The following is a 24111-nucleotide window of genomic DNA, read 5'->3' on the forward strand; positions in this document are numbered from 1 at the left end:
AGACGCGAGATTGGAGCAAAACATGGCATTGTTCGGATACAAGCTGATGACCGAGGAGCACGGACCCAAGGCGCTGGTGGAAAACACATTGGCTGCCGAAAAGGCCGGGTTCGATTTCGTCTCGATCTCCGATCACTTTCACCCGTGGCTTGAATCGCAGGGCCATTCTCCCTTCGCCTGGAGTGTGCTGGGCGCCATCGCCCATGCCACGAGCCGCATCGACATTACCACCGGCCTGACCTGTCCGATCATTCGCTACCATCCGGCCCTGGTCGCGCAGGCAGCAGCGACAATCGCGATCATGAGCGACAACCGCTTCAGCCTCTCGCTCGGAGCGGGGGAACGGCTCAACGAGCATGTCACCGGGGCCGCTTGGCCCTCCACGCCGGTTCGTCACGAGATGCTGGCAGAAGCCATCGATATGATGCGGCTGTTGTGGGACGGCCGGTTGCACAGCTTCGAAGGCCAGTTTTTCGACCTCGATCATGCCCAGCTTTACGATGCTCCGCAGGAACCGATCACGGTGACCGTGGGCGTGAGCGGGCTGAAGTCTGTGGGGCTGGCCGCCGAGAAGGCCGATGGCATCATGGCAACCGCGCCTGATGCCGACCTGATCACCCAGTTTTCCGAAAAGTCAGGCAGGTCGGGGCCGGCCTATGGCGAAGCCGCGCTCGCCTGGGCCCCCACGGAAGAGGAAGGCCGCCGGATCGCCCATGAGCGGTTCCGGTTCAGCGCCTTCGAATGGGCCGTGAACAGCGAACTGCGCGACGTGCAGGGCTTCGAAGCGGCTACGAAGTACGTCCGCCCTGAGGACCTTGCCGACAGCATTCCGGCGGGCCCCGATCCGGAGGTGCATCTGGCCGCAATACGCAAGTGGATCGATGCCGGGTTCGATCACGTCGTTCTGGTAGGGCCGGGCGACGATCAGGCGGGCTTCATCCGCTTTTGCGAGACTGAGTTATTTCCCAGGCTCCGTTGAGCGTGCGGAGCGACACGGCCCAGAATTTGATCATAAAAGCAGAGGCTTGCGTGGATCATTTCACGTGCCTGTGCGCTTGATGTGGTGAAAGGAGACGTTCGTCATGCCTCATCCCATCCGCACGCTGGTCAACGACTTCCGCTGGATTCACCTGGCGGTTGGACTATCCGGCAACACGCTCTTCTTCCTCGGGAGCATCCTGTTTCTCCCGGCATTCGAGCCGTGGAAGACATTGGCCGTGTGGATGTTCATTGTCGGTTCGGCCCTGATGCTGTTCGGTTCGCTGGGCGAGCTGCTCAAACAGGTGCTCCAGCCCAATTCCTAGTCATGCGGCGGGTTTTCGATCAGCTCTTCCTTGGCCTCCTCGCCCATCCCGTGCTTCAAAACCATGGGGAGCTGCGAGAAGGTGAAGACGAAGGACAGGACGGTGAAGCCCCAGAGCTTGGCCTGCAGCCATGCTTCGAAACTGACCGTGTAGACCAGAACGGTGTTTAATGCGGCCAGGAAGAGGAAAAACCACGCCCAGTTGCGCGATAGCTTCATCCAGCCCTCTTCGTTCAGCCCTTCGAATGCGGACTGGAGGAGGTATTTGAGCATCGCCTTGCCGCGCCAAAGCCCGAAGAACAGCACGCTTGAGAACATCAGATAGACGGCAGTGGGCTTGATGCGGATCCAGAAATCGTTGTGGAAGATGACCGTCAGCGTGCCGAAACCGAGGATCAGCACCGTCGTCAGCCACAGCATGGGCGATACGTGGCCGAGGCGCCACTTGGAGATGCCGAGCGCCACGACCGTCGCGATCATGAAGGCGATCGTGCCCTTGATCACCGCAGCCACTGTCGCCAGCGAACTGCTGTCGCCCGGCGGCGAATAGTACTTGTAGGCCAGGAAGAAGACGAGCAGCGGGCCGAAATCGACGACGAGGTTGACCCAAGAACTCTTGGGCTTCTCGGGCTGGTCTGCTTGTTGGGTCATGCTCTCGCTCATTAGGCAATTCCGGCGATGACGCGGGCCAGAAGGTCCGGGTTGAAGGGGCGCAGGTCGTCGATCTTCTCCCCGACGCCGATGGCATGAATGGGCAGGCCGTATTGCTCGGCCGCCGCGACCAGCACACCGCCGCGGGCGGTGCCGTCGAGCTTGGTCATGATCAGGCCGGAAACCCCCGCCACTTCCTTGAAGATCTCGATTTGCGAGAGGGCATTCTGGCCATTGGTGGCATCGAGAACCAGCACCACGTCGTGCGGTGCCTCGGGATTGAGACGGCCGAGGACGCGGCGGATCTTGGCCAGTTCGTCCATCAGTTCGCGCTTGTTCTGCAGGCGGCCGGCGGTGTCGACAATCAGCGCGTCGATGCCCTGATCGGTCGCCGCCTTCACGGCATCGAACACCACGGAAGCCGGATCGCCACCTTCGGGGCCCTTGACGATGGGAACGCCCAGTCGCTCGGCCCAGACCGCGAGTTGGCCGATGGCTGCGGCGCGGAAGGTATCGCCGGCAGCCAACATCACTGCATAGTCCTGTTCCTGAAACAGGTGGGCGAGCTTGGCGATCGTGGTCGTCTTGCCCGATCCGTTGACGCCGATCACCAGAATGACTTGCGGGCGCGGGAAGGCGACCACGTCGAGCGGCTTGGCGACCGGTCGCAGGATCTCGGCTATTTCGCGTGCGACCACTTCCATGATCGCGCGCTCATCGGCGTCACGCTCGAAACGCTCTTCGGCAAGGCGCTCGCGGATGCGGGCCGCAGCGCGCGGGCCGAGGTCGGACATGATGAGGGCGTCTTCGATGTCGTCGAGTTGGGCATCGTCGAGGCGCGCTTTGCCGACGATGCCGGCGAGGTTACCGGTCAGCCGCTCGGACGTCTTGCGAAAGCCGCCGAAAAGGCGGTCGGACCATTCGCCGCCATCTCCGGGCTCGGCAGCCTCGTTCTCGGGCGTGGGGCCCTCGGTACTCATGCTTCCAATATTCCTTCGACTACCCTTGCAGGCGTAACGCGGATCAGTGCGCCGGGCTGCGTGCCGGCGGGGAGGCGCACGGGGGCGAATGTCTCCGCATGGCCGGTTCCGCCTTTCTCGGCGAGCACCCATAGCGGTTTGCCGGTTTGCGCGGCAAGCCAGTCCGCGCGCACCTGTGCCACCTTTGCCCGCAATTCCGCGGCCCGCGCCTTCACCAAGGCGGGATCGACTTGCGGCATGCGGGCGGCAGGCGTGCCGGGGCGTGGCGAGAAGGGAAACACATGGCCATGGACGACCCGGGCCTGCTCGATAATCGAGAGGTTGGCCGCGTGGGCTTCCTCGTCCTCGGTAGGGAACCCGGCGATGAGGTCAGCTCCGATGGCGATCTCCGGGCGCCGTGCGCGCAGCCGCTCCACCAGCGAGAGCGCATCGTTGCGGCTGTGACGGCGCTTCATGCGTTTGAGGATCAGGTCATGCCCGTGCTGCAGGGAAAGATGCACATGTGGCATCATCCGCGCCTCATCGGCGAGAAGGCCGAACAGCGCATCGTCCACTTCGGCTCCGTCGATCGAGGACAGGCGCAGCCGGGGCAGGGCGGGAAACTTCGCGAGGATCGCTTCGCACAGCGCGCCCAGGCGCGGGCTGCCGGGCAAGTCGACGCCCCAGGATGTAAGATCGACGCCCGTCAGCACAATCTCGTTCACCCCGGTATCGAGGTGGACAGCGACATCCTGCAGCACATCCGCAACCGAATGCGATCGGCTGGGGCCGCGGCCCTGCGGGATCACGCAGAAGGTGCAGGAATGATCGCAGCCGTTCTGCACCTGCACGAAACCGCGCGTGTAGCCGCGCTTTTCGCACGGAGCCGGAGTCGTGGGAACGTTCCATGCACGCGGATCGAGCTTGGCAGTGTTCGCCACGAGACCATCGACTTCTGGCATCGATCCCAGCATTTCGCGCTCTACCTCGGCCGCGCAACCGGTGACGATCAGCCGCGCATCGGGTCGCGCCCGGCGGGCGCGGCGGATGGCCTGACGGGTCTGGCGCACGGCCTCGCTGGTGACGGCGCAGGAATTGACGACCACGAGGTCTTCGGCGGTGCCCAGCATGGCGCGCATCGCCTCGCTTTCGGACAGGTTGAGGCGGCAGCCGAGCGAGTGAACTTCGACGGTCAATCCGCGCTCCCGGCGGTGAGGCCGTAGTCTGCAGGATCGAAGCTGCCGCGAAAGCTCTCGGTGGCGGGGCCGGTCATGACGATCTCGCCGTCCTCGCGCCACTCTATCTGGAGCGGCCCTCCGGGAAGGGTGACGGTCACCTTGCGGTCGACCAGCCCGCGGGTCATCGCCCCGACCGCGGTGGCGCAGGCGCCGGTGCCGCAGGCGCGTGTCAGCCCGGCGCCGCGCTCCCAGACGCGCAAGCTGATGGCGTCGCGCGCAGTGACGGCGGCGACATTGACGTTCACGCGCTCGGGGAACACCGAATCCGTTTCGATCAACGGACCGAGGCGCGCCATGTCGACGGCGTAGGGATCCGCCACGAAGAAGATTACATGCGGATTGCCGACGTTGACGGCTACCGGATTGGCGAGGTCTTCCCAGGCGAGCGGCATCGTGCGGGTGTCCATGGCATAGGCCAGGGGAATGGCGTCCCAATCGAACCGGGGCTTGCCCATTTCGACGGCAATCCCGCTTTCTCCAGGTGTGGCAGAGATCAAGCCGCCAAGCGTCTCGATTCTTGCCGAGTCGCCGTGCAGCAGGCCGACGGCCCGGGTCGCATTGCCGCAAGCTTCCACTTCGCTGCCGTCGGCGTTGAAGATACGCATGCGAAAATCGCCGCTCTCGGACGGCTCGATCACGATCAACTGGTCGCAACCGATGCCGGTGTGCCGGTCGGCCAGTGCCGTGGCAAATGCGGCGTCGATCGGAGGCAGGGATTGGACGCGCGCGTCCAGCACGACGAAGTCGTTGCCGAGTCCATGCATCTTGGTGAAGTCGATCCGCATGGCGCGCGATCTAGGTGCTGCCGGCTCCAAGGTCCAGAGGAATGCTGGACATTGCCAGGTGGCGGCAAGGAACTTCACGCCTTGGGGTTCGGCGGCGGCGACCGACATCGCATTTCCGGCCAAGGCGACATAAAGGGCGTTACCTTCGTGGGAGCGTTACGTCGGCGCGGCTCGATACTGAAAGCTTCCGGACATGGCCGTTTTGCCATCCCCGTCCACCGAGGGCAGTTCCTGCGCGATCGACAAGTTGCGCAGCACCCCTTCGAATCCCGTCTTGTCGCTTCCGCTGCGCCAGCTCTTGACGACTGCCACGGTCCGATCGCCCGCGGGTACGAAGGCGTAGGATGTGCCGGCTCCCTCGGCCTGCTCGACAACCCTGAACCCATCCTTTCCGGCAAGGCTGGAGGGTTCGATCAACGCTTGCGGAACCGTGTCGCGAAGCGAGGAAATCGTGCGATCGAGTACGGCAAACGCCAGCCCGGCTTCCTTGTCTGCGTTGCAGGTCTGCGTTCGTCCGGATTGGCCGTATCGGCAGGCCTTGTCGCCAAGCTTTGCCGCGCGCGCCCAGGGGATCAGTTTCCTTGCCTCGATAGCGCGGGAGTGTTTGCCAGGAAGGGAGATCGTCGCCTCCGTCAGGGCAAAACGGTCCGGCTTGAATTCGTAGGTAAGCGGCCCGGCCCGTTCCACCATCAAGAGGCCGTCGAGCGCATGCCCTGCCTGTCGTTCCAGTTCGGCATCGTTTTCGGGATAGTCGAACCGGACGGTCACCACGCGGCCGCTGGCCCTTGCCAGTTCGACGAAGGTGCGCCGGCCGTCATCGCCTTTCGACATCGCTTGCCAAGTTTGCGGCGAAGTGCGTTCCTGCGTTTCCAGGGTCAGGCCCCGGGTGGCTTTCGCGATCTGCTCTGAAAATGTCGCGCCCATGTTGTGGCGGCCCGAGATCCGCATCGTCGCCCTTTCTCGAGTGAAGACGCGTCCGTCCCCGTTCTGCGGGGCCGGCTGTGCAGCAAATCCCGGAGGTATCCCGATGGCGAAGGCGAACCGCTCGTTGCGGTACTGGCGCCATTCGTCGGCTGGGCGGCTGAGCGCCGTATCGTCATCGTTGCCGGACGGATCCGTTTCGGGTGCGGTGGACGCAGACCCGGTTTCGGTGTCCGTCGGTGTGGCCTCTTGCGAACAAGCTGCCAGGGCCGCGACTGCCACCAGGAGAGCAAGTTGTCTCATGCCTTGGTCAAGGCTTGAAAGAGGGCACTTGTTCCTGAAATTTCTGTGGGAAAGGGGGCTCTGCCCCAGGCCTTGTCAGCAAAGCGTGGCCGTTGCTACGCATTGCTTGCGCGCTTCGGCGCCTCAACCGTTTCGACGGCTTTCATTACTTCGCTATCCACGGTCTCCGGCTTGCCTGGTACTGGTAGGGGATCCTGCACCATGAACGGAGGCTTCCCGGAAGTGCTGCCCAACTCGGCCAGCCACTTGGTGACTTCGCTGGCCGGACGCGGGCGGCCGTAGAAGTAGCCTTGTCCCTTGATTGCACCGTACTGCATGAGGTGTTCGAGAACCTCGCCCGTTTCGATGCCTTCGGCAGTTACCGGCAGTTCGAGTCCTTTACCCAGCATGGCGATCGCGTGAACGATCGCTGCATTGTCCTTGTTCTCGATCATGCTGGTTACGAAGCTGCGGTCGATCTTGATGCGATCGAAGGGCAGGCTGCGCAGTTGCGCGAGAGAGCTGTAACCCGTGCCAAAATCGTCGAGGCTGATCTTGATGCCCTGGTTCTTGAGGCTGGTGATCAGCGAACGTGCCTGGGCGACGTTCTGGTGAAGACAGCTTTCGGTGATTTCGATTTCCAGGCGGTGCGGGGGGAAATTCGCTTCCACCAGCAGGCGCAGCAGTTTTTGGGAGAACCACGGATCGCGCAACTGCATCGGCGAGATGTTGACTGCCAGCGTGAGCCGGGAGTCCCATGCCTTGGCGTCCTCGAGTGCCTGGCGGATGACGCTTTCGGAAAGGTCGCCGATCGCACCTATGTCTTCGGCCACGGGGATGAAGATTTCCGGAGAAACAATGCCGAACTGGGGCGAATCCCAGCGCGCGAGCATTTCGAAGCCGGTCAGTTCACCCGTCTGCACATCGATCTGCTGTTCATAATACGGCACGAATTCGCCGCGCGGTATGCCCTGGCGTATGCCGTTCTCGAGCTCGGTGCGGAAGCGCATTTCATCAGCCATCAGGCCCTCGAACCAGAAGAAGTCGTTCCGGCCCTGACGCTTGGCGTGATACATGGCGATATCAGCCATCTCCAGCATCGCGTGCGCATCGGGACGCTTGCCGTCGATGCCGGGAACGTCGGACCGGGAAAGGCCGATCGATGCCGTCACTTCTATGCTGATCGCGTTGATTTCCGTGCTTTCGCCGATGGCCTTGACCAGCGCGGAAGCCGTTTGGTTCAGCGCGTCGCTGCGGGACGTGTCGAACACGAACGCGGCAGCAAACTCGTCGCCGCCGATGCGGCCCAGCATTGCATCCTTCGGCAGGGTCATGCTGATCCGGCGCGCACATTCGCGCAGTAGCATGTCGCCGGTGCTGTGGCCGTTGAAGTCGTTCACCTGCTTGAAATTGTCGAGGTCGATCATCATCAGGGCCACGGCCTTGCCGCTTGCCGACGCGCTTTCGATCAGCCGGTCGACCCCTTCGTTGAAGCTGCGACGATTGAAAAATCCGGTCAGCGGATCGGTCTCTGCCAACTGCCGGGCCTGCTTTTCGGCGACCTTGCGAAGCTGGATTTCTTCACAGAGCTGGCGATAGCGGCTCCAGCCGAAAATGATGATCGCAATATTCAACAGGAATGCGTTGAGGATGAAATTGTCGGGACCGGGGCCCTGTTCCAGCAGCGAGTCCACCACGGAAGGCGCGACTTCGCTGCCGGTAGCGACAAACAGAAGTATCGCCGCCGTGACGATGCCAAGCGCGACAACATCGATCTGGCGACGGTTGTCGCCTGCTTCTTCTCCGGTTGTTTCGTGTCCGGATAATGCTGCCTTCACCCGAAAGCTCCCTTGGCCTGTCCACCCAAGGTGCATTTTTGAACGGTTGTTCTGAAATTTCCGTTAAATAGCGGAAGTCCGTAGGGCGAAATTAACCGGGCCCGATCACCGGGGCTTAATTGGCTGGCGCCGCGCAGTTCAGCTCTTGAGGCCGATTTCCTTCAGTCGCTCCTGCAAATAGTCGTCTGCGGTGATCGATTCCGGATATCGATCCGGGTTGTCCGCCGAAATGCATTCGGGAAGCGTCTCAAAGCGGAAATCGCTGCGCAGATGAAGAAAGAACGGCATCGAATAACGGCTGTACCTGGCCCTGTCGCCGGAAGGATTACGGACGCGGTGCGTGGTGGATGGCAAGACGTGGTTGGTCAGCCTCTGCAGCATGTCACCGATATTGATGACCATTGCGCCCTCGGGTGGTGCAACGGTAAGCCACTGGCCGTTCTTGCCGAGCAGTTCCAGGCCCGCTTCCTGCGCCCCGAGCAGCAGGGTGATGAGATTGATGTCCTCGTGCGCACCGGCGCGTATCGCTCCACCCGCACCTTCGGCGACGGGCGGATAGTGCAGCAACCGCATGACCGAATTGCCGTCCTCGATGGCCGGATCGAACCAGTGGGCGTCCAGCCCAAGGTCGACCGCGATGGCGGCGAGAATCTCGGCGCCGGTCTTGTCGAACTGCTCGTAGAGCCGGGTAAACGTTTCGCGGAAACCGTCGATTTCCTCTGGCCAGACATTGGGCGGCATGGTGCCTGCGAGCGTCGAGCCCTCCGGCAGGTCGCGGCCGATATGCCAGAATTCCTTGAGATCCTTTTCGGTGGCGCCTTTCGCGACTTCGGTGCGGAACGGGGTGTAGCCGCGTGCGCCGCCCTGACCGGGGTTGAAATACTTCATCTTGGTTTCGACCGGCAGCGCGAAGAACTGCCTGGTCAGGTCCCAGGCCCGCTCGATCAGATCCGGATCGATGCCATGATCGCGGATCATGGCAAACCCGAAGGTGCGAAAGCTGTCTCCGATCAAGGGAGACAGCCTGTCCCGTTCCGTTTCGAGGCTCAGGACGGGAATTTCAGCAAGGTCCATGGTGGTGGTGCAATCCGTTATGAATCGTTTATGCGACGCCTTTAGGGAATTCGGTCCAAAATCGAAATGGAAAGGCAACGCATGTCTGAGCGCTACTGGCTGATGAAGTCTGAACCGGACGCGTACAGCTGGGACGATCTCGTGGATGAAGGCGAAGGAACCTGGGACGGCGTGCGCAACCACCGCGCCGCAAACAACCTGCGGGCCATGCAGGTGGGCGACGAGGCATTCTTCTACCATTCGAACATCGGACGCGAGATCGTCGGTATCATGAAGGTAAGCGAAGCGGGGCTTGCCGATCCATCCGATCCCGACGGCAAGTGGGCGGCGGTCAAGGTGAAGCCCGTTCGCAAGCTGGCAAACCCGGTCACGCTCAAGCAGATCAAGGCAGATCCCGATCTTGCCGAAATCGAGCTCATCAAGCTTTCGCGGCTGTCGGTTGCCGTGATTACGCCGGACGAGTGGAAGCACATTATCGCCATGTCAGAAGGGTGAAGGCTCCCGGGTAACGGGTCGAGCGGACCCCTGGACGGGGTGGCCGGCCGGAACCGAGCCCCGGCGCGGCGTGTTTCTCCCATGAAGGCGGCAGAAATCTCTGCCCCGTTTAAAATGGAGAGAAATCATGGGTGAACTCAAGGACACCGCAAAGGGCCTCGGAAACGAGATTGCCGGCAATGCCAAGCAGGCGGCGGGCGAAGCAAAAAACGATCCGGACAAGAAGGCCGAAGGCCAGGCGCAGGAGACCAAGGGCGAGGTCCAGCAGGGCGTCGGAAAGGCGAAGGGTGCTGCCGGGGATCGGATCTGATCTGAAAAAAATCGATGCCACCATATGCATCGAACCGACAAGGGCCGCCGAAAGGCGGCCTTTTTTTGCAGAAAATCCGTACCTTGGCTGCCGCGTCGTGGAAGCTTGCCAACTGTCCGGCGTCCCGTTTTGGGATGAGCCGTGCGCGGCGCTTGTCGAAATTGTAAACAAAACCTTAAGACGTGCTTTATGAAAAAGATGACACGTCGCTCTCTAGTGCTTTCGCAGGAATCGGCCGGACATCCTTTCCGCAGGTCCTTGCCGGCCCATGTCTTCACCGAACCTCTCGGCATTGATGCGGAGGAAGATGAAAACGCGCGCGCCGCGGAGCGCTGGCGAATGGCCGGTGGCGATTGGCGCGGTTTTCTGACGGCCTATTGCGCGAGCTTTGTCGCCATCATCGTTTTCATTGCGTGACCGCGTTCAGGCGGTCAGGGCAGCGCGCTCGGCCCTGAACAGCAGGTAGCCGAGCCAGGCTGACGCACCGCAGCTCAGCGCGACCACCAGCAGTTGCCGGACGACAGGCAGGCCGGCCATGGTCATCGCCTCGGTAACGACGGCGCCCATGACCATGGCTCCGGAATTGACGATGTTGTTGGCGGCGACAGTGCGGGCGGTCTGCGACTTGTCGACGAAAGTCGTGAGAAATGCATAGAGCGGCACCACGAACATGCCGCCGCAAATGGCTATTCCCAGAAGCGTGAGCAGCAGGGGAATGGCAAGCGGTTGGACCACGAAGGTGGCGACATCCATCAGGTCTTCCGGTCCGTTGTGCGGCGGCCAAAGCGCGCAGACTTGCTGGAAGGCCACGAGGCATGCGCCCATGCCGATCACGGAAATCGGCGACCACCGCGCCGACACCGTACCCTTCAGCATGGCGTTGATCACCATCGAACCGATCGCGACGCCCACCGAGAAGATCACGAGAAACAGGCTCGCAACCTGCTTGCTGGCCATCAGAATGTTCTTGGCGAGCGGCGGGAACTGGATGAACAGCACGGTGCCGATGGCCCAGAAAAAGCTTATGGCGCAGATCGCAAGGAAGACACGGCGATCCTGCATCGTCGTGCGTACCAGCACGACTGACGAACGGATTACATGGAAATCGAGCGCTTCGACCTTTCCCAGTGGAGGCGCGGGGGGCACCTTGCTCCCGGCCAGGAATCCCAGAGCCGCCACCGCGACCACCGCGACGGCGGCAGCCTGCACGCTGATCCAGCCCGCCACGATGGTCCCGGCCAGCACGGCCAGATAGGTTCCCGCCTCGACCAGGCCGGTACCTCCTAGCACTTCCCCCCGTTGCAGGTGCTGGGGCAGGATTGCGTACTTGATCGGTCCGAAGAACGTCGAATGGATGCCCATGGCGAACAGGGCAGCGAGCATGAGCGGAATGGCCAGCGCGTGAAGGGCCACGCCCTGCCACGCAAGGACCAGTCCCGCGCCGCCGACCAGCATAATGCCGATTTCGCAGGCCTTGATGATGCGGATCAGCCTCGCCTTGTCGCGCATGTCGGCGAGTTGCCCCGAAAGCGCCGAGAGCAGGAAGAACGGGATGATGAAGATGGCTGAGGCGAGGGCACTGAAGCGGGCTTCCTGCGCCTCGGAGTGGTAGACCTCGTACACGACGTAGAGGATCATCGCGTTCTTGAACAAGTTGTCGTTGAACGCGCCGAGCAGCTGGGTGACGAACAGGGGAAGGAAGCGTCGGGCCCGGATCAGTTGGGTCGTCGTGGTCATGTCGGGTTTGTAACCGGCCTGCCTTTCGTTGCGGCGACACTTAATGCGGTAGGCGGGGGGCACAACCCCCGATCGGCACTTTATTCCATGCTCGCTTCAAGGCTATGGGCAGGGCGTCATGCTCACCCTGCCAAATATCCTGACCCTTTCCCGAATCTTCGCTGTGCCGCTGCTGGCGTTCCTGCTGTGGTGGCCCCACTGGGAGTTCGGATACGGCCTCGCTTTCGGGCTCTACTGCCTGATGGGGATTACCGACTATTTCGACGGCTATCTCGCGCGGTCCAGCGGGACCGTGTCGAAGCTCGGCATTTTTCTCGACCCGATCGCGGACAAGATCATGGTCGCGGCAGTGATTCTCGTCCTCACTGCACAAGGCATCCTGCGCGGTCCCTATGTCGGGGACATGCATGTCATCGCCGGTCTGGTGATCCTCGTTCGCGAGATCGCGGTCTCGGGGTTGCGGGAGTTTCTCGGGCCCTTGCAGGTCTCCGTTCCGGTGAGCAAGCTGGCCAAGTGGAAGACGGCGTTCCAGATGATTTCGCTGGGCGCCCTGATCCTCGGCGCGGCGATGCCCTGGTGGAACGTGCTGCTCGGTGGATTGGAGGTCAATGTCCCCCATGCCGTGGGCTTGACCACCCTGTGGGCGGCCGCTGTGCTGACGCTGATCACCGGATGGGACTACCTGCGGGTCGGCCTCAGACACATGGATTGAGCGTGCGGCCTGCGCCACGTCAGACGGGGCAAGGCAGGCGATAGACGTTCCGGCACAGGCCATCGGGGAACCGCTCGCGCGCGATGACTTCCCCGCCCAGTTTTTCGACCAGACCGCGGGCAGCATGGTTGGCGTCGCTCATGTGCGTTTCCACCAGCGGCCAGCCCAGTTCACGATAGCCGAAGGCGACCGCTGCGCGGGAGGCCTCAAGGGCAAAGCCCCTGCGCCGGGCGGCGGTTACGACCCACCAAGTCAATTCGGAACGGGGATAGCCCTTAGGCCACCATAGACCGCATCCCCCGATCGTCTCGTTGCCGTCTTTCGTCACCAGTGCCCAGCGCCCGTAGCCGCGCAAGTGCCAATGCCCGATGTCGGTTGCCAGGACGCGCCACGCCGCATCGGCAGGCAATGGGCCGCCATAGAAGCCGGATGCTTGCGCGTCGGCAAAGAAGTCGCGGTAGACGGGATAGTCTTCGGCCTGCGGACCGCGCAGGACCAGCCGGTCGGTCTCGATTGTCGGGATCATCAGCCTGCGCGTAGTTCGTCCGCGAGCATCCGGAATTCTTCGGAACGCGGAGAGTTCTTGCGCCAGACCAGGGCAATCTCGCGGTTCGCATTGGGCGAGAGCAGGGGGCGTGCCACGACATTCGTGCCATTGAGGATGCCGGCATCCAGGGCCATTTCCGGCAACATCGTGAGACCGAGTCCGTTATCGACCATCTGCACCAGGGTATGCAGGCTCGTCCCTATCATCGTCGCGCTCGCACGCAGTTCCGGCCTGTTGCAGGCAGCGAGGGCGTGATCCTTGAGACAGTGTCCGTCCTCGAGCAGCAGCAGCCGGTTCTCGTCGATGAGCTCGGGCGAGACTTCCTCCGGCGGGTTGCGCGGATCGTCGTGCGGGAAGGCGACGAAGAAGGCGTCCAACTCGATCGTCTCGCGTTCAACTTCGCCGGTGGCATAGGGAAGGGCGAGCAGTACGCAGTCGGCGCGGCCGTGGTGCAGCGACTCGATCGCCTGCTGGCTGGGTTCCTCGCGGAGGAACAGCTTGAGATTGGGGCGCTCGCGGCGCAGCCGAGGCAGCATGCGCGGCAAAAGGAAGGGGGCGATCGTCGGGATGACGCTCATGCGCACTTCGCCCGAGAGCGGCTTGCCACTCGACTGGACGAGTTCTGACAGTTCCTCCGTCTCGCGCAGGATACGGTGGGCCTTCGCGACGACCTGATTGCCCAGCGGCGTGAATCGAACCGCACGCTTGGTGCGCTCCACAAGTGTTACGCCCAGCAGCGATTCCAGGTCACGCAGACCCGCGGAAAGCGTGGACTGGGACACAAAGCAGCCCTCGGCGGCGCGGCCGAAATGCCCATGCTCGTGCAGCGCAACCAGATACTGCAGTTGCTTGAGCGTAGGCTGGTAGACGGTCATTGGGCGCTTTGGTCGTCCGGTTGATCTGCTGGTTCCGCGTCGTCTGCCTTGGCATCGTCGACGTGGGTCATCTTCAGCTTGCCGTTTTCCACCGCGAAGGCAAGCTTGCCTTCGACGAGTTCGAGTGCATCACGGCCGAAGACCTCGTAGCGCCAGCCCTGCAGGATCGGCAGGTTCTTGCGCACACCGGCGGCAAGCATCTCCATCTCGTCACTGCGGGTCAGCAGGCGGGCGGCTACGTCGATCTCGCGCGAGCGGATCTTGAGCAGCAGCTTGAGCAAGTCGGCCACGAGCGCGCCTTCCTTGCCCAGAGGAGCGCCGCGGCCGCCACGTGGCGGCATTTCATCGTCGGGCAGCGGCTGGGCCTTGCCGATGGTCGCCATCAGGCGCTTGCCGATCTCGTTGTCCTTCCAGCCCTGCGATAGCCCGCGTACCTTGGCGAGGTCGGACTGCTGCTTGGGAGGGTGGCTGGCGAGATCGGCCAGGGTTTCGTCGCGAGCGATGCGGCCGCGCGGGATATTCTTGCCCTGCGCCTCGTGCTCGCGCCATTCCGCGATGGCCTTGAGGCGTCCCAGCATCTGCGGATTGCGGCCGGCGGCCTTGATCCGCTTCCACGCCTGCGTGGGGTCGTTGCGGTAGTTATCCGGATCGGCGAGCTTCTCCATCTCTTCGTTCAGCCACGCCCCGCGACCGGTTTTCATCAGGCGCTTGAGGATCTTGGGAAAGATCTTCGAGAGGTGGGTCACGTCGCCGATGGCGTAATCGATCTGCCGATCGGTCAGCGGCCGGCGCGACCAGTCGGTGAAACGTGCGCCCTTGTCGACAGTGATGCCCAGCCATGATTCGACGAGGTTGGAGTAGCCAATCTGTTCGGACTGGCTGATCGCCATCATCGCGATCTGCGTATCGAAAATCGGATGCGGCGTGCGGCCGGTGAAATTGTAGATGATCTCGACGTCCTGACCGCCGGCGTGGAAGACCTTCAGGACGTCTTCATTGTCGGTGAGCAGGTCGAGCAGGGGCGTGAGATCGATGCCTTCGGCCAGCGGGTCGACGGCGGCGGCTTCCTCCGTGTTGGCGATCTGGACCAAACAGAGTTCGGGCCAATAGGTGTTTTCGCGCATGAACTCGGTGTCGACGGCGACGAATTCCGACTTGGCGAGACGTGCGCATAGATCTGCGAGGTCATCGGAGGAGGTTATCAGCGGATGAATTTTCATTGAGCAGGGGCGTTACGCCTAACCGGTCAGGGGATCAACGTCCGCGTTGGCGTTTGACTACAGCGTAGGCCGTCAGTGACGGCGGAGAAGCCGTTGCAGCAGGCTGGGCTTTTCCATGGCGGCCAGTTGGGCAATGCTTTCGGCGGTGACGAGGCGGCGGCGCAATTGCCTGCCGGATGTGTGCGAACACGCCGTTTCCGGTGCGCTTGTATCGTCGCAATTGCCATCTTCGATTATGCTGTCGAGACCGAGGTGGAATTCGTCTTCCACCAGTGAGTCCAGCTCGGCTTCTGCCGACATTCTTCAACTCCAGGAGACCCAATGAATCAGGTCTAACCGCTAAGGGTTTATTTGGAGTTACCGTGGCTGCTGCACGGTTCGGGCGAAAGCGAGCGGAAAACGGCGGCTGGAAATCCTCGCGGCACTCGACTAGGGGGCACGGCTTGCACATCCGTTATCAGTGAAGAAGCGCGAAACCGCCATGACTCATCCCTATCGCTCCCACACCTGCGGCGCCCTCAAGGCGGCGGACGTCGGCCAGACTGTCCGGCTCTCGGGCTGGGTGCACCGCAAGCGTGACCACGGCGGTGTTCTCTTCGTGGACCTGCGCGACCACTACGGCATTACCCAGGTGGTGACCGACGCTGACAGCCCGGCGCTGGAACTGCTTGATTCGCTGCGCCTGGAAAGCGTCGTCACGATCGAGGGCAGCGTGAAGGCGCGGACACCGGAAACGGTGAATCCGAACCTGCCGACCGGTGAGATCGAGGTCTACGCCCGTTCCGCCACAGTTCTTTCGAAGGCCGAGGAACTGCCGATGCCTGTGGCGGGAGAGCAGGAATATCCGGAAGATATCCGCCTCAAGTACCGTTTCCTCGACCTGCGCCGCGAAACGCTGCATGCCAATATCGTCACGCGCACGAAGATCATTTCGGACATGCGCCGGCGCATGGAAGACATCGGCTTCACCGAATACGCCACGCCGATCCTCACGGCTTCGAGCCCCGAAGGCGCGCGCGACTTCCTGGTTCCCAGCCGTATCCATGCCGGCAAGTTCTATGCCCTGCCGCAGGCCCCGCAGCAGTACAAGCAGCTGCTGATGGTCGCTGGCTTCGACCGCTATTTCCAGATCGCCCCGTGCTTCCGCGACGAGGACCCGCGTGCCGACCGTCTGCCGGGCGAGTTCTATCAGCTCGACCTCGAAATGAGCTTCGTGACTCAGGAAGAGATCTGGGACACCATGGAGCCGGTGATCCAGGGCGTCTTTGCCGAATTTGCAGCAGGCAAGCCGGTGACGCCAGCCGGTGAATTCCGCCGCATCCCCTATGCCCAGGCGATGCTCGACTACGGGTCGGATAAGCCCGACCTGCGCAATCCCGTCCTGATCAAGGACGTTACCGAGCACTTCAAAGGCTCGGGCTTTGGCATCTTCGCTGGCATCGTCGAAAACGGCGGCGTGATCCGCGCGATCCCGGCGCCGGGCGCCGGCGCGGGCAGCCGCAAGTTCTTCGACGAGATGAACAACTGGGCGCGCGCAGAGGGCTTCTCCGGTCTCGGCTACATCAATATCAAGGACGGCGTCCCGGGCGGCCCGATCGCCAAGAACCACGGCGAGGAAAAGACGGCCGCGTTGATCGAGGCACTCGGACTGGAAGCCAACGACGGCGTCTTCTTCGCCGCCGGCAAGGAAGATCAGGCCGCGAAGCTCGCCGGACTTGCCCGCACCCGCGTGGCCGAACAGCTCGTCCTGATCGACAAGGACCGTTTCGACCTGTGTTGGATCGTCGACTTCCCGTTCTATGAGTGGGACGAAGACAACAAGAAGGTCGATTTCGCCCACAATCCGTTCTCGATGCCGCAGGGCGGGATGGAAGCGCTGACCTCGCAGGATCCGCTGACGCTCAAGGCCTATCAGTACGATCTCGTCTGCAATGGTTTCGAAATCGCCTCGGGCTCGATCCGTAACCAGTCGCCCGAACTGATGGTGGCCGCCTTCGAGAAGGTCGGCCTGTCCAAGGCCGATGTCGAGGAGCGCTTTGGCGGGCTCTACCGCGCCTTCCAGTACGGCGCACCGCCGCATGGCGGCATGGCCGCGGGTGTCGACCGCATCGTCATGCTCCTGTGTGGCGCCGTGAACCTGCGCGAAGTGGCGCTGTTCCCGATGAACCAGCGCGCCGAAGACCTGCTCATGGGGGCGCCTTCGCCGGCCGAATTGCGGCAACTGCGGGAATTGCACCTGCGCGTCGTCGAGCCGCAGAAAGCGGCTTCCGCGACGCCGGGCCATGTCGTCGCGCCCGACGCCGGATGAATGGACGGGCGGCGCCGGGGAATTCTGCCGATTTCCCCTCCGCCCAAAGTGCAGCGTGGCACTTGCCAGCACGCGCGCCAGTCATTAGGGCGGCTGGCGAAGAATTATCCTCCGAGTTTGTGAAGGGGTCATTAGAATGAGCGATACCGCCGATCGGGTTAAGAAGATCGTCGTCGAACACCTGGGTGTGGAAGCCGACAAGGTTACCGAGGATGCCAGCTTCATCGACGATCTGGGCGCCGACTCGCTCGACATCGTCGAACTGGTCATGGCTTTCGAGGAAGAGTTCGGCGTCGAGATCCCGGACGATGCGGCCGAGAAGATCAGCACCGTCTCCGATGCCATCAAGTACATCGAAGAGAACAAGGGCTGAGCCAGGCCCTGCGCCGCTGAACCGTCGCCCGGTCATGTACCGGGCGCGGCAAAGTGCGCAGACTTGAATTGAATTCGACAGGCTCGACCTCTAAGGGGGCGGGCCTGTCGCCGTTTCGGAGAGCTTGAATGCGTCGCGTTGTCGTAACCGGACTTGGTCTCGTTACCCCGCTTGGTGGTGATGTCGAGACTTCCTGGGCCAATATCCTTGCCGGCAAGAGCGGGGCGGGCCCGATCACGAAATTCGATGCTTCGGACCAGAAGTGCCGCATCGCCTGCGAAGTGAAGCCGGCCGACCACGAATATGGCTTCGATGCCAACAAGCGCGTGGACCACAAGGTCCAGCGGCAGGTCGATCCCTTCATTGTCTTCGGTATAGATGCCGCCGGTCAGGCGATCGAAGATGCCGGCCTCCTCGACATGAGCGAGGAAGAAAAGGTCATGGCGGGCTGTTCGATCGGGTCGGGTATCGGCGGTCTGCCGGGTATCGAGAGCGAATCGCTGGTGCTCGACAGGAAGGGGCCGGGCCGCGTGAGCCCGCATTTCGTACACGGACGCCTGATCAACCTCATTTCGGGCCAGGTCTCGATCAAGTACGGCCTAAAGGGTCCGAACCACGCCGTCGTTACCGCGTGCTCGACCGGCGCCCACTCGATCGGCGACGCTGCGCGCATGATCAAGGACGGCGATGCCGATGTCATGCTCGCGGGCGGTGCGGAATCGACCATCTGTCCGATCGGCATTGCCGGTTTCGCGCAGGCCCGCGCGCTCTCGACCGCTTTCAACGACGAGCCGACCAAGGCCAGCCGCCCTTATGACCAGGCCCGTGACGGCTTCGTAATGGGCGAGGGCGCCGGCGTTGTCGTGCTCGAAGAATATGAACACGCCAAGGCGCGCGGCGCCAAGATCTACTGCGAAGTGATCGGCTACGGCCTTTCGGGCGATGCCTATCACGTTACCGCCCCGCACCCGGAAGGCGACGGCGCTTTCCGCTCGATGGCGATGGCCCTGCGCAAGGCCGGCGTCGAGCCCAAGGACATCGACTACATCAACGCCCACGGCACTTCGACGCCGCTCGGCGATGAGCTGGAACTGGGCGCGGTGCGTCGCCTGTTCGGCGATGCCATCGACAGCGTCTCGATGAGCTCGACCAAGTCGGCCATCGGCCACCTGCTCGGCGGCGCCGGCGCGGTCGAATCGATCTTCTGCATTCTCGCGCTGCGCGACCAGATCGTGCCGCCCACGCTCAACCTCGATAACCCGAGCGAGAGCTGCCAGGGCGTCGATCTCGTGCCGCACAAGGCGAAGAAGCGCGAAGTGCGCGCCGTCCTGAACAACAGCTTCGGGTTCGGCGGCACCAACGCCAGCCTGGTGATGCGCAAGCTCGACTGAGGCCGGGGCAGGGCGATGATGTCCCGGCGCGGGTGCATTCTGGCTGCGGTTCTAGCCGCAGCCGCCGTGCTGGCCATAGGGGTGTTTTTGGGCGGCTGGTTCGGCTCCGGTCCGCTGGAGAAGGATCGCAGCTTCGTCGTCCCCAACGGCGCCAGCCTTACGGCCGTGGCTGAACGCCTGGAAGACAAGGGCATCATTCGCTCCGCAGACGGCTTCACCCTGCGAGCGCGCATTTTCGGCGGCGGCAGCGCCATCAAGGCCGGCGAGTTCCGCATTCCGGCGCACGCCAGCCCCAGCCGCGTCTTTTCGATCATCTGCAGCGACGACGTCATCCGCCGTTTCGTAACCATCCCCGAGGGTATGCCCTCGATCATGGTACAGGAACGGCTGATGGCGACGCCGGAGCTGACCGGCGAGGTCGCTGTACCCGAGGAAGGCTCCGTGCTGCCGGATAGCTACGCCTTCCAGCGAGGCGAGACGCGCGAGGCGGTACTTCGCCGTATGCAGGCCGCGATGAGCCGCACGCTCAAGGAACTTTGGGCCAAGCGCGCACCCGATCTCGTGGTGAAGACACCCGAAGAGGCCGTGATCCTCGCCTCGATAGTGGAAAAGGAAACCGGCAAGCCAGAAGAGCGCCGCATGGTGGCCGGACTTTACTCCAACCGGTTGAAGCAAGGCATGCTGCTCCAGGCTGATCCCACGATCATCTATCCCATAACCAGGGGCAAACCGCTTGGACGCCGCATCCTCCAATCGGAAATCCAGGCAGTCAACGACTACAATACCTACACGATGGTCGGCCTGCCCAAGCAACCAATCACCAATCCCGGCAAGGAGTCGCTGGAGGCTGTGCTTCACCCCGCCAAGACCGATGCGCTTTACATGGTCGCGGACGGATCCGGCGGCCATGCCTTCGCGACTACGCTGGAAGAGCACAACGCCAACGTCGCGAAGTGGTTTGCCATTCGGCGTGAACGCGGCGAATTGTGATCGGCCCGACCGTTGACTGGAAAGCGACCGGACCGAGAAAGCCCGGCGCGCCGCTGCTGATCACGGCGGAGTTACCGCCCGATATTCTGGCCTGGACCGACTCCTTGCGGCGCGAACACTACCCGCCCGAGCGCAATCGGCTCCGGGCCCATGTCACCCTGTTTCATGCATTGCCGCCGTCGGTCGAGGAGGAGCTCGTACAGGTCCTCTCGGACCTTGCACGCAATCCGGCGCCGGAAGCCAGGATTGATGGCATCATGAAACTGGGCAGGGGGACGGCGTTGGCCGTCCAGAGCCCGGAAATGGTGATACTGCACGCCATCATCGCCGAGCGCATGCACGGCCTTCTCACTGATCAGGATTCGCGGCCGCTGCGCCTGCACGTGACGATCCAGAACAAGGTGAAGCGTGAGGAAGCGCAAGCCCTGCAAGCGCAACTGGGCCCGGAACTGCGGCCCGTTTCCTTCCGCTTTCGCGGCTTCGGTCTCTATGCATGGGAGGACGGGCTGTGGCGGCCGATTCGGCTCCTCGCATTTCGCGGCTGAACTGAGGGAGCGTGGTAGCAAAGTAGGCTCCGTCCCTCGACAGGCGGGCATTTGACGCGATTTTCTCAGTGGGGGGCGATGGACAATCGTTTCTCAAGGTCGATTTGCCTTTGCCTTGGGCTGGATTGATCCCCCGTTCGCGGGAGTTGGGCCGGGATAAGCTGATTTCGGGCACGCAGAATCTGTCGATATGCGGATAGCCATCGACGCCGGACAGCGACCTTCAAATTTGGCAATCGAGCGCCCCCGTACATGCGCTTGTGGGACTGCGATGCCTTAGAACAAATGCCCCTAGGGACAGGTTGTTGCCACCCCACCTTGCGCGCATCTTTGCATTCATGGCTCACCAAAAATGGAAATAGGAGAATGCAATGCATTTGCCTGAAGACGAGCATAAATATTCTCCAGAAAATGTGAGAGGCGGAAGCGAGGAGTATGTTGTTCGATACGTCCTTGGCGTGAGTCTCTGTCTGGCAATACTCAGCCTCAGTGCAATATGGATTTCCAGTGCCTTGGCGCTGTCGTGATCGAGACCTGTATCGAATCCCCAGCCTCGCCAGTCCCGCAAGGGCCTTAATCCGATATCCCCCGCAAAGGAGAAAACGTGATGAAACCGTTTTTCGTTATAGCCTCGGCGATCGCCCTCACAGCAACCACCCCTGCACTTGCCGATCATCATCGCAGTTCGACCATCGTCGAAACAGCCATCGCCTCGCCCCAGCATGAAACGCTGGTGGCCGCGGTCAAGGCCGCAGGTCTGGTCGATACGCTTGCCGGTCAGGGACCTTTTACCGTTTTCGCACCCACCGATTCCGCGTTCGCTAAACTTCCCGAAGATACCGTCGCGACCCTGCTAAAGCCGGAAAACGTAACGACACTGCGTTCGGTTCTGACGTATCACGTGGTGGCTGGCAAAGTTTCCGCCTCTGAACTGATCGGCATGATTGACGAAAATGGAGGCTCAGCACAGCTGAAAACCGTGCAGGGCGCCTTGCTGACCGCCAGCTTGTCGGACGGAAAGGTCATCCTGACTGACTCTGAGGGCGGCACGGCTTCCGTAGTCCAAGCCGATCTGAAAGCTTCGAACGGCATTATTCACGCAACAGACACCGTATCGATGCCGGGCTGACGTTTTAAAACGATGCCACGACAACACGAATGGCATCATCCATTCTGGTGGCGGGGCGGCAATTGCAAAATGCCGCTCCGCTCTTTTGCTTGCAGGTTTTCCCAGAACGGAAGTCGCGCGCTTTTTAGGTCAGGTAAACGCGGACAAAGGGCATCGAGCCCCGACCCAATTCGAAGAATAAACGAAGGAAAATGGTAGCGGAGGAGGGACTCGAACCCCCGACACGCGGATTATGATTCCGCTGCTCTAACCGGCTGAGCTACTCCGCCACACCAAGGTCCTCCCCTTTGCGGGAGGGCTCGATCAGGTGCACCGGGTGGCCGGTGCAGGCCGCGTCCTTTAGGGGGGAGGGTGCTTGCGGTCAACACCGAAAAAGCACCTCCCATCCCATTCGCAGCGATGGCCCGTGAAAAGCCGCGTTACCCCAGGTTTCGGACATGCCGGAAGTGGGCGTAACGGTTCAGCAGATCGTTGATGACCTGGTCGCTACCGAAGCCGGTAACGTCGTGCGGCTGGTCGCCTTCCGAGGAGTGGGCAATGGCACGGAAGTGCTTCCGTCCGCCTTCCGGGCCGCCCCGTTTTTCCGCCCAGGCAAAGCTGGGGGCGCTGAAGCCTCTCACGCGGATCGTATAACGGAAAGCGCCGAGTTCACCGTGCGGGACGCTGAAGGAGAGGCTGTCGTCGCTTTCGCTGATAACAGGCTCCATGCCACTGTTCTTCATCTGGCTCGCCACGGCCTCGAGGGCAGGATGCGCCGTTTCCGACAGGAAGCGGGAAATATCACCCTTGCCGTAGTGATGGACGATGCTCGTCAAACGCTGCTGCCATGTCATGCCGACCTCCGAAATGGCATCTTCTGCTATCGAGAAGTCGATGGCGGTACCGCCGCTTTCGGACCGCAGCGCCTTCATCAGGCCATAGCAGATGAAGACCATGACGACTGAGAACGGTAGGGCGCTTGCAATGGCCGCGGTTTGGAGCGCCTGCAGACCGCCTGCGATGAGCAGCACGGCGGCGACGAGACCGGCACTGACAGCCCAGAAGATTCGCTGCCAAACGGGTGGGCTTTCTGCGGCGCCCGATGTGATCATGTCGATCACCAGGGCACCGGAATCGGCCGAGGTGACGAAGAACGTGACAACCAGCAACGTCGCGATCCCGGAACTGATGGTGGCGATCGGGAGTTGCTCGAGCGTCTCGAACAGGGCGACCGGCATGTTGTCGGCCACTGTTTCCGCGATCGGCGCCGAGCCGCTCAGGTCGAGCGTGATGGCGGTATCACCGAACACGGTCATCCACAGGAACGTGAAGAGGACCGGCACCAGTAGCACGCCGATAATGAACTCGCGGATCGAACGCCCCCGCGAGATGCGGGCGATGAACATGCCGACGAAGGGCGACCAGGCGATCCACCAGCCCCAGTAGAACAGGGTCCAGTTGGCCAGCCAGGGATTGGGCTCATAAGCATACATGCGGAACGTGCGCGGGACGACAGCCCCCAGATAGGACCCGATGTTCTGCATGAAGGCCTGCAGCAGGAACACGGTGGAGCCTGCGAAGAGCACGAATGCCAGCAGGGCCACGGCCAGGATGATGTTGAGTTCCGAAAGGCGCTTGATGCCCTTGTCGAGGCCCATGACCACCGAGAGCGTTGCCAAGCCGGTGATCACGGCGATGAGTACCAGTTGGACCAAGGTGTCCGACGGAATGCCGAAAAGGTAATTGAAGCCCGCGTTGACCTGCAGCACACCCAACCCGAGCGACGTCGCGACGCCGAACATCGTGCCCAGCACCGCAAAGATGTCCACGGCGTGGCCGATCGGACCGTTGATGCGCCTGCCGAGCAACGGATAGAGCGTCGACCGGATGGTCAGGGGCAAGCCGCGTCGGAACGAGAAATAGGCGAGCGCGAGGCCGACGATGATGTAGATCGCCCAGGCGTGAAGACCCCAGTGAAAGAACGTCAGGACCAGCGCCTGTCGAGCAGCGTCGACAGTGCTGCCGTCGCCGACCGGGGGCGAGGCGTAGTGCTGGATGGGTTCGGCGACGCCGAAAAAGATCAGGCCGATGCCCATTCCGGCGCTGAATAGCATCGCGAACCATGAAATGTAGCTGTATTCGGGTTCGCTCTCGTCCGGTCCGAGCTTTATGTCCCCGTACCGGCTTACCATCAGGAACAGCACGAAGATGAGGAACCCGGCAACCGCGCCGATATAGAACCAGCCAAATTCTTCCACGATCCAGGATTGAACATGGCCGAATACCCGGGCCGCCTGATCGGTGAAAACAACACCGTAAAAGGAAAAGGCGAGGATCAGCGCTGCCGAGATGAAAAATACCGGCGGATTGACCTTTAGCCAGCTTCCTTTTCCCAGCGGTGCTGACTCGGTCAGAACCGGATCGGTCATTGTTGCCTCCTGATCAGATC

The 24111-nt window shown here is 62.2% G+C and carries 25 protein-coding genes and 1 tRNA gene; 12 read left to right on the forward strand and 14 right to left on the reverse strand.

Annotated features, from left to right (window positions below):
- Nucleotides 1-22 precede the first annotated feature (22 nt).
- Both LK12_RS09175 and LK12_RS09180 read left to right on the forward strand, forming a co-directional pair.
- Nucleotides 23-979 (forward strand): TIGR03557 family F420-dependent LLM class oxidoreductase, encoded by a 957-nt coding sequence (locus tag LK12_RS09175; protein ID WP_039282494.1) that lies wholly within the window; start codon nucleotides 23-25, stop codon nucleotides 977-979.
- Nucleotides 980-1082: 103 nt separating this feature from the next.
- Nucleotides 1083-1304 (forward strand): YrhK family protein, encoded by a 222-nt coding sequence (locus LK12_RS09180; protein WP_039282496.1) that lies wholly within the window; start codon nucleotides 1083-1085, stop codon nucleotides 1302-1304.
- Here LK12_RS09180 and LK12_RS09185 read toward each other — a convergent pair.
- The 7 genes from LK12_RS09185 to LK12_RS09215 form a co-directional block, all read right to left on the reverse strand.
- Nucleotides 1301-1954 (reverse strand): inner membrane-spanning protein YciB, encoded by a 654-nt coding sequence (locus LK12_RS09185; RefSeq protein ID WP_039285040.1) that lies wholly within the window; start codon nucleotides 1952-1954, stop codon nucleotides 1301-1303. The two genes, LK12_RS09180 and LK12_RS09185, sit on opposite strands and share 4 nt — an antisense overlap.
- Before the next feature lie 11 nt (nucleotides 1955-1965).
- On the reverse strand, nucleotides 1966-2934 hold the full coding sequence (gene ftsY / locus LK12_RS09190) for a signal recognition particle-docking protein FtsY (protein WP_039282499.1): 969 nt from the start codon (nucleotides 2932-2934) through the stop codon (nucleotides 1966-1968).
- Nucleotides 2931-4109, reverse strand: a complete 1179-nt coding sequence (locus LK12_RS09195) for a MiaB/RimO family radical SAM methylthiotransferase (protein ID WP_039282503.1) — start codon at nucleotides 4107-4109, stop codon at nucleotides 2931-2933. The genes ftsY and LK12_RS09195 overlap by 4 nt, the downstream gene beginning before the upstream one ends.
- Nucleotides 4106-4936 carry a diaminopimelate epimerase gene (gene dapF, locus LK12_RS09200; protein WP_039285042.1) on the reverse strand — a complete coding sequence of 277 codons (831 nt, stop codon included), beginning with the start codon at nucleotides 4934-4936 and terminating at the stop codon, nucleotides 4106-4108. The genes LK12_RS09195 and dapF overlap by 4 nt, the downstream gene beginning before the upstream one ends.
- 156 nt (nucleotides 4937-5092) lie before the next feature.
- A complete protein-coding gene (locus LK12_RS09205) occupies nucleotides 5093-6160 on the reverse strand; it encodes a hypothetical protein (RefSeq protein WP_039282507.1) in 1068 nt (355 codons plus the stop codon).
- A gap of 95 nt (nucleotides 6161-6255) precedes the next feature.
- Nucleotides 6256-7977, reverse strand: coding sequence for a putative bifunctional diguanylate cyclase/phosphodiesterase (locus LK12_RS09210; RefSeq protein WP_231568303.1), 1722 nt, complete (start codon nucleotides 7975-7977; stop codon nucleotides 6256-6258).
- A 138-nt stretch (nucleotides 7978-8115) separates the two neighbouring features.
- The gene (locus LK12_RS09215; protein ID WP_039282510.1) at nucleotides 8116-9051 is read right to left on the reverse strand and encodes an isopenicillin N synthase family dioxygenase; all 936 of its coding nucleotides are present in this window, start codon (nucleotides 9049-9051) and stop codon (nucleotides 8116-8118) included.
- 81 nt (nucleotides 9052-9132) lie between these two features.
- Between LK12_RS09215 and LK12_RS09220 the strand changes: the two genes are divergently transcribed.
- The 3 genes from LK12_RS09220 (at nucleotide 9133) to LK12_RS09230 (ending at nucleotide 10273) form a co-directional block, all read left to right on the forward strand.
- Nucleotides 9133-9546 (forward strand): EVE domain-containing protein, encoded by a 414-nt coding sequence (locus tag LK12_RS09220; RefSeq protein ID WP_039282514.1) that lies wholly within the window; start codon nucleotides 9133-9135, stop codon nucleotides 9544-9546.
- Nucleotides 9547-9673: 127 nt separating this feature from the next.
- Complete coding sequence (locus LK12_RS09225) at nucleotides 9674-9856, forward strand: CsbD family protein (protein WP_039282516.1); 183 nt, start codon at nucleotides 9674-9676, stop codon at nucleotides 9854-9856.
- A gap of 198 nt (nucleotides 9857-10054) precedes the next feature.
- Complete coding sequence (locus tag LK12_RS09230) at nucleotides 10055-10273, forward strand: hypothetical protein (RefSeq protein WP_231568304.1); 219 nt, start codon at nucleotides 10055-10057, stop codon at nucleotides 10271-10273.
- A gap of 6 nt (nucleotides 10274-10279) precedes the next feature.
- Here LK12_RS09230 and LK12_RS09235 read toward each other — a convergent pair whose 3' ends face one another.
- The gene (locus tag LK12_RS09235) at nucleotides 10280-11593 is read right to left on the reverse strand and encodes an MFS transporter (RefSeq protein WP_039282521.1); all 1314 of its coding nucleotides are present in this window, start codon (nucleotides 11591-11593) and stop codon (nucleotides 10280-10282) included.
- A gap of 118 nt (nucleotides 11594-11711) precedes the next feature.
- Between LK12_RS09235 and pgsA the strand changes: the two genes are divergently transcribed.
- A complete protein-coding gene (gene pgsA / locus LK12_RS09240) occupies nucleotides 11712-12305 on the forward strand; it encodes a CDP-diacylglycerol--glycerol-3-phosphate 3-phosphatidyltransferase (RefSeq protein ID WP_039282524.1) in 594 nt (197 codons plus the stop codon).
- Between the two features lie 19 nt (nucleotides 12306-12324).
- Here the strand turns inward: pgsA and LK12_RS09245 are convergent, their stop codons facing one another.
- The 4 genes from LK12_RS09245 to LK12_RS09260 all read right to left on the reverse strand — a co-directional run bounded on the left by LK12_RS09245 (nucleotide 12325) and on the right by LK12_RS09260 (nucleotide 15247).
- Nucleotides 12325-12831, reverse strand: a complete 507-nt coding sequence (locus LK12_RS09245; RefSeq protein ID WP_039282527.1) for a GNAT family N-acetyltransferase — start codon at nucleotides 12829-12831, stop codon at nucleotides 12325-12327.
- Nucleotides 12831-13727, reverse strand: a complete 897-nt coding sequence (locus LK12_RS09250; RefSeq protein ID WP_039282531.1) for a hydrogen peroxide-inducible genes activator — start codon at nucleotides 13725-13727, stop codon at nucleotides 12831-12833. Before LK12_RS09250 ends, LK12_RS09245 begins: the two co-directional genes overlap by 1 nt.
- Entirely contained in the window at nucleotides 13724-14947 is a 1224-nt protein-coding gene (gene rnd / locus LK12_RS09255; RefSeq protein ID WP_039282534.1) for a ribonuclease D, read from the reverse strand. Before rnd ends, LK12_RS09250 begins: the two co-directional genes overlap by 4 nt.
- A 72-nt stretch (nucleotides 14948-15019) precedes the next feature.
- Nucleotides 15020-15247 carry a hypothetical protein gene (locus LK12_RS09260; RefSeq protein ID WP_039282537.1) on the reverse strand — a complete coding sequence of 76 codons (228 nt, stop codon included), beginning with the start codon at nucleotides 15245-15247 and terminating at the stop codon, nucleotides 15020-15022.
- A 181-nt stretch (nucleotides 15248-15428) separates the two neighbouring features.
- Here LK12_RS09260 and aspS point away from each other — a divergent pair, with 181 nt between their 5' ends.
- From aspS to LK12_RS09290, 6 genes are all read left to right on the forward strand, one after another.
- Nucleotides 15429-17255 (forward strand): aspartate--tRNA ligase, encoded by a 1827-nt coding sequence (gene aspS, locus LK12_RS09265; protein ID WP_039285047.1) that lies wholly within the window; start codon nucleotides 15429-15431, stop codon nucleotides 17253-17255.
- Nucleotides 17256-17391: 136 nt separating this feature from the next.
- On the forward strand, nucleotides 17392-17628 hold the full coding sequence (locus tag LK12_RS09270) for an acyl carrier protein (RefSeq protein WP_039282540.1): 237 nt from the start codon (nucleotides 17392-17394) through the stop codon (nucleotides 17626-17628).
- A 128-nt stretch (nucleotides 17629-17756) separates the two neighbouring features.
- Nucleotides 17757-19019 (forward strand): beta-ketoacyl-ACP synthase II, encoded by a 1263-nt coding sequence (gene fabF / locus LK12_RS09275; RefSeq protein ID WP_039282545.1) that lies wholly within the window; start codon nucleotides 17757-17759, stop codon nucleotides 19017-19019.
- 15 nt (nucleotides 19020-19034) lie between these two features.
- Nucleotides 19035-20009 (forward strand): endolytic transglycosylase MltG, encoded by a 975-nt coding sequence (gene mltG, locus LK12_RS09280; RefSeq protein ID WP_039282549.1) that lies wholly within the window; start codon nucleotides 19035-19037, stop codon nucleotides 20007-20009.
- A complete protein-coding gene (locus tag LK12_RS09285) occupies nucleotides 20006-20554 on the forward strand; it encodes a 2'-5' RNA ligase family protein (protein WP_231568305.1) in 549 nt (182 codons plus the stop codon). Before mltG ends, LK12_RS09285 begins: the two co-directional genes overlap by 4 nt.
- A 607-nt stretch (nucleotides 20555-21161) precedes the next feature.
- Nucleotides 21162-21683: a fasciclin domain-containing protein gene (locus LK12_RS09290; protein WP_039282554.1), complete on the forward strand. Its 522-nt coding sequence runs from the start codon at nucleotides 21162-21164 to the stop codon at nucleotides 21681-21683.
- A 192-nt stretch (nucleotides 21684-21875) separates the two neighbouring features.
- Here the strand turns inward: LK12_RS09290 and LK12_RS09295 are convergent.
- Nucleotides 21876-21952: transfer RNA gene (locus LK12_RS09295), tRNA-Met, on the reverse strand.
- Nucleotides 21953-22102: 150 nt separating this feature from the next.
- Nucleotides 22103-24091: a BCCT family transporter gene (locus LK12_RS09300; RefSeq protein ID WP_052223296.1), complete on the reverse strand. Its 1989-nt coding sequence runs from the start codon at nucleotides 24089-24091 to the stop codon at nucleotides 22103-22105.
- Between the last annotated feature and the right edge of the window lie 20 nt (nucleotides 24092-24111).

The organism is Novosphingobium malaysiense (assembly GCF_000802225.1).
Classification (GTDB): Bacteria; Pseudomonadota; Alphaproteobacteria; order Sphingomonadales; family Sphingomonadaceae; genus Novosphingobium; species Novosphingobium malaysiense.

What these genes read in the sequence shown, in the direction of transcription:
- LK12_RS09175 (WP_039282494.1), top strand. Translation starts at nt 23, where the DNA reads ATGGCATTGTTCGGATACAAGCTGATGACCGAGGAGCACGGACCCAAG.
- LK12_RS09180 (WP_039282496.1), top strand. Translation starts at nt 1,083, where the DNA reads ATGCCTCATCCCATCCGCACGCTGGTCAACGACTTCCGCTGGATTCAC.
- LK12_RS09185 (WP_039285040.1), bottom strand. Translation starts at nt 1,954, where the DNA reads ATGACCCAACAAGCAGACCAGCCCGAGAAGCCCAAGAGTTCTTGGGTC.
- ftsY (WP_039282499.1), bottom strand. Translation starts at nt 2,934, where the DNA reads ATGAGTACCGAGGGCCCCACGCCCGAGAACGAGGCTGCCGAGCCCGGA.
- dapF (WP_039285042.1), bottom strand. Translation starts at nt 4,936, where the DNA reads ATGCGGATCGACTTCACCAAGATGCATGGACTCGGCAACGACTTCGTC.
- LK12_RS09205 (WP_039282507.1), bottom strand. Translation starts at nt 6,160, where the DNA reads ATGAGACAACTTGCTCTCCTGGTGGCAGTCGCGGCCCTGGCAGCTTGT.
- LK12_RS09215 (WP_039282510.1), bottom strand. Translation starts at nt 9,051, where the DNA reads ATGGACCTTGCTGAAATTCCCGTCCTGAGCCTCGAAACGGAACGGGAC.
- LK12_RS09220 (WP_039282514.1), top strand. Translation starts at nt 9,133, where the DNA reads ATGTCTGAGCGCTACTGGCTGATGAAGTCTGAACCGGACGCGTACAGC.
- LK12_RS09225 (WP_039282516.1), top strand. Translation starts at nt 9,674, where the DNA reads ATGGGTGAACTCAAGGACACCGCAAAGGGCCTCGGAAACGAGATTGCC.
- LK12_RS09230 (WP_231568304.1), top strand. Translation starts at nt 10,055, where the DNA reads ATGACACGTCGCTCTCTAGTGCTTTCGCAGGAATCGGCCGGACATCCT.
- LK12_RS09235 (WP_039282521.1), bottom strand. Translation starts at nt 11,593, where the DNA reads ATGACCACGACGACCCAACTGATCCGGGCCCGACGCTTCCTTCCCCTG.
- pgsA (WP_039282524.1), top strand. Translation starts at nt 11,712, where the DNA reads ATGCTCACCCTGCCAAATATCCTGACCCTTTCCCGAATCTTCGCTGTG.
- LK12_RS09245 (WP_039282527.1), bottom strand. Translation starts at nt 12,831, where the DNA reads ATGATCCCGACAATCGAGACCGACCGGCTGGTCCTGCGCGGTCCGCAG.
- LK12_RS09250 (WP_039282531.1), bottom strand. Translation starts at nt 13,727, where the DNA reads ATGACCGTCTACCAGCCTACGCTCAAGCAACTGCAGTATCTGGTTGCG.
- rnd (WP_039282534.1), bottom strand. Translation starts at nt 14,947, where the DNA reads ATGAAAATTCATCCGCTGATAACCTCCTCCGATGACCTCGCAGATCTA.
- LK12_RS09260 (WP_039282537.1), bottom strand. Translation starts at nt 15,247, where the DNA reads ATGTCGGCAGAAGCCGAGCTGGACTCACTGGTGGAAGACGAATTCCAC.
- aspS (WP_039285047.1), top strand. Translation starts at nt 15,429, where the DNA reads ATGACTCATCCCTATCGCTCCCACACCTGCGGCGCCCTCAAGGCGGCG.
- LK12_RS09270 (WP_039282540.1), top strand. Translation starts at nt 17,392, where the DNA reads ATGAGCGATACCGCCGATCGGGTTAAGAAGATCGTCGTCGAACACCTG.
- fabF (WP_039282545.1), top strand. Translation starts at nt 17,757, where the DNA reads ATGCGTCGCGTTGTCGTAACCGGACTTGGTCTCGTTACCCCGCTTGGT.
- mltG (WP_039282549.1), top strand. Translation starts at nt 19,035, where the DNA reads ATGATGTCCCGGCGCGGGTGCATTCTGGCTGCGGTTCTAGCCGCAGCC.
- LK12_RS09290 (WP_039282554.1), top strand. Translation starts at nt 21,162, where the DNA reads ATGAAACCGTTTTTCGTTATAGCCTCGGCGATCGCCCTCACAGCAACC.
- LK12_RS09300 (WP_052223296.1), bottom strand. Translation starts at nt 24,091, where the DNA reads ATGACCGATCCGGTTCTGACCGAGTCAGCACCGCTGGGAAAAGGAAGC.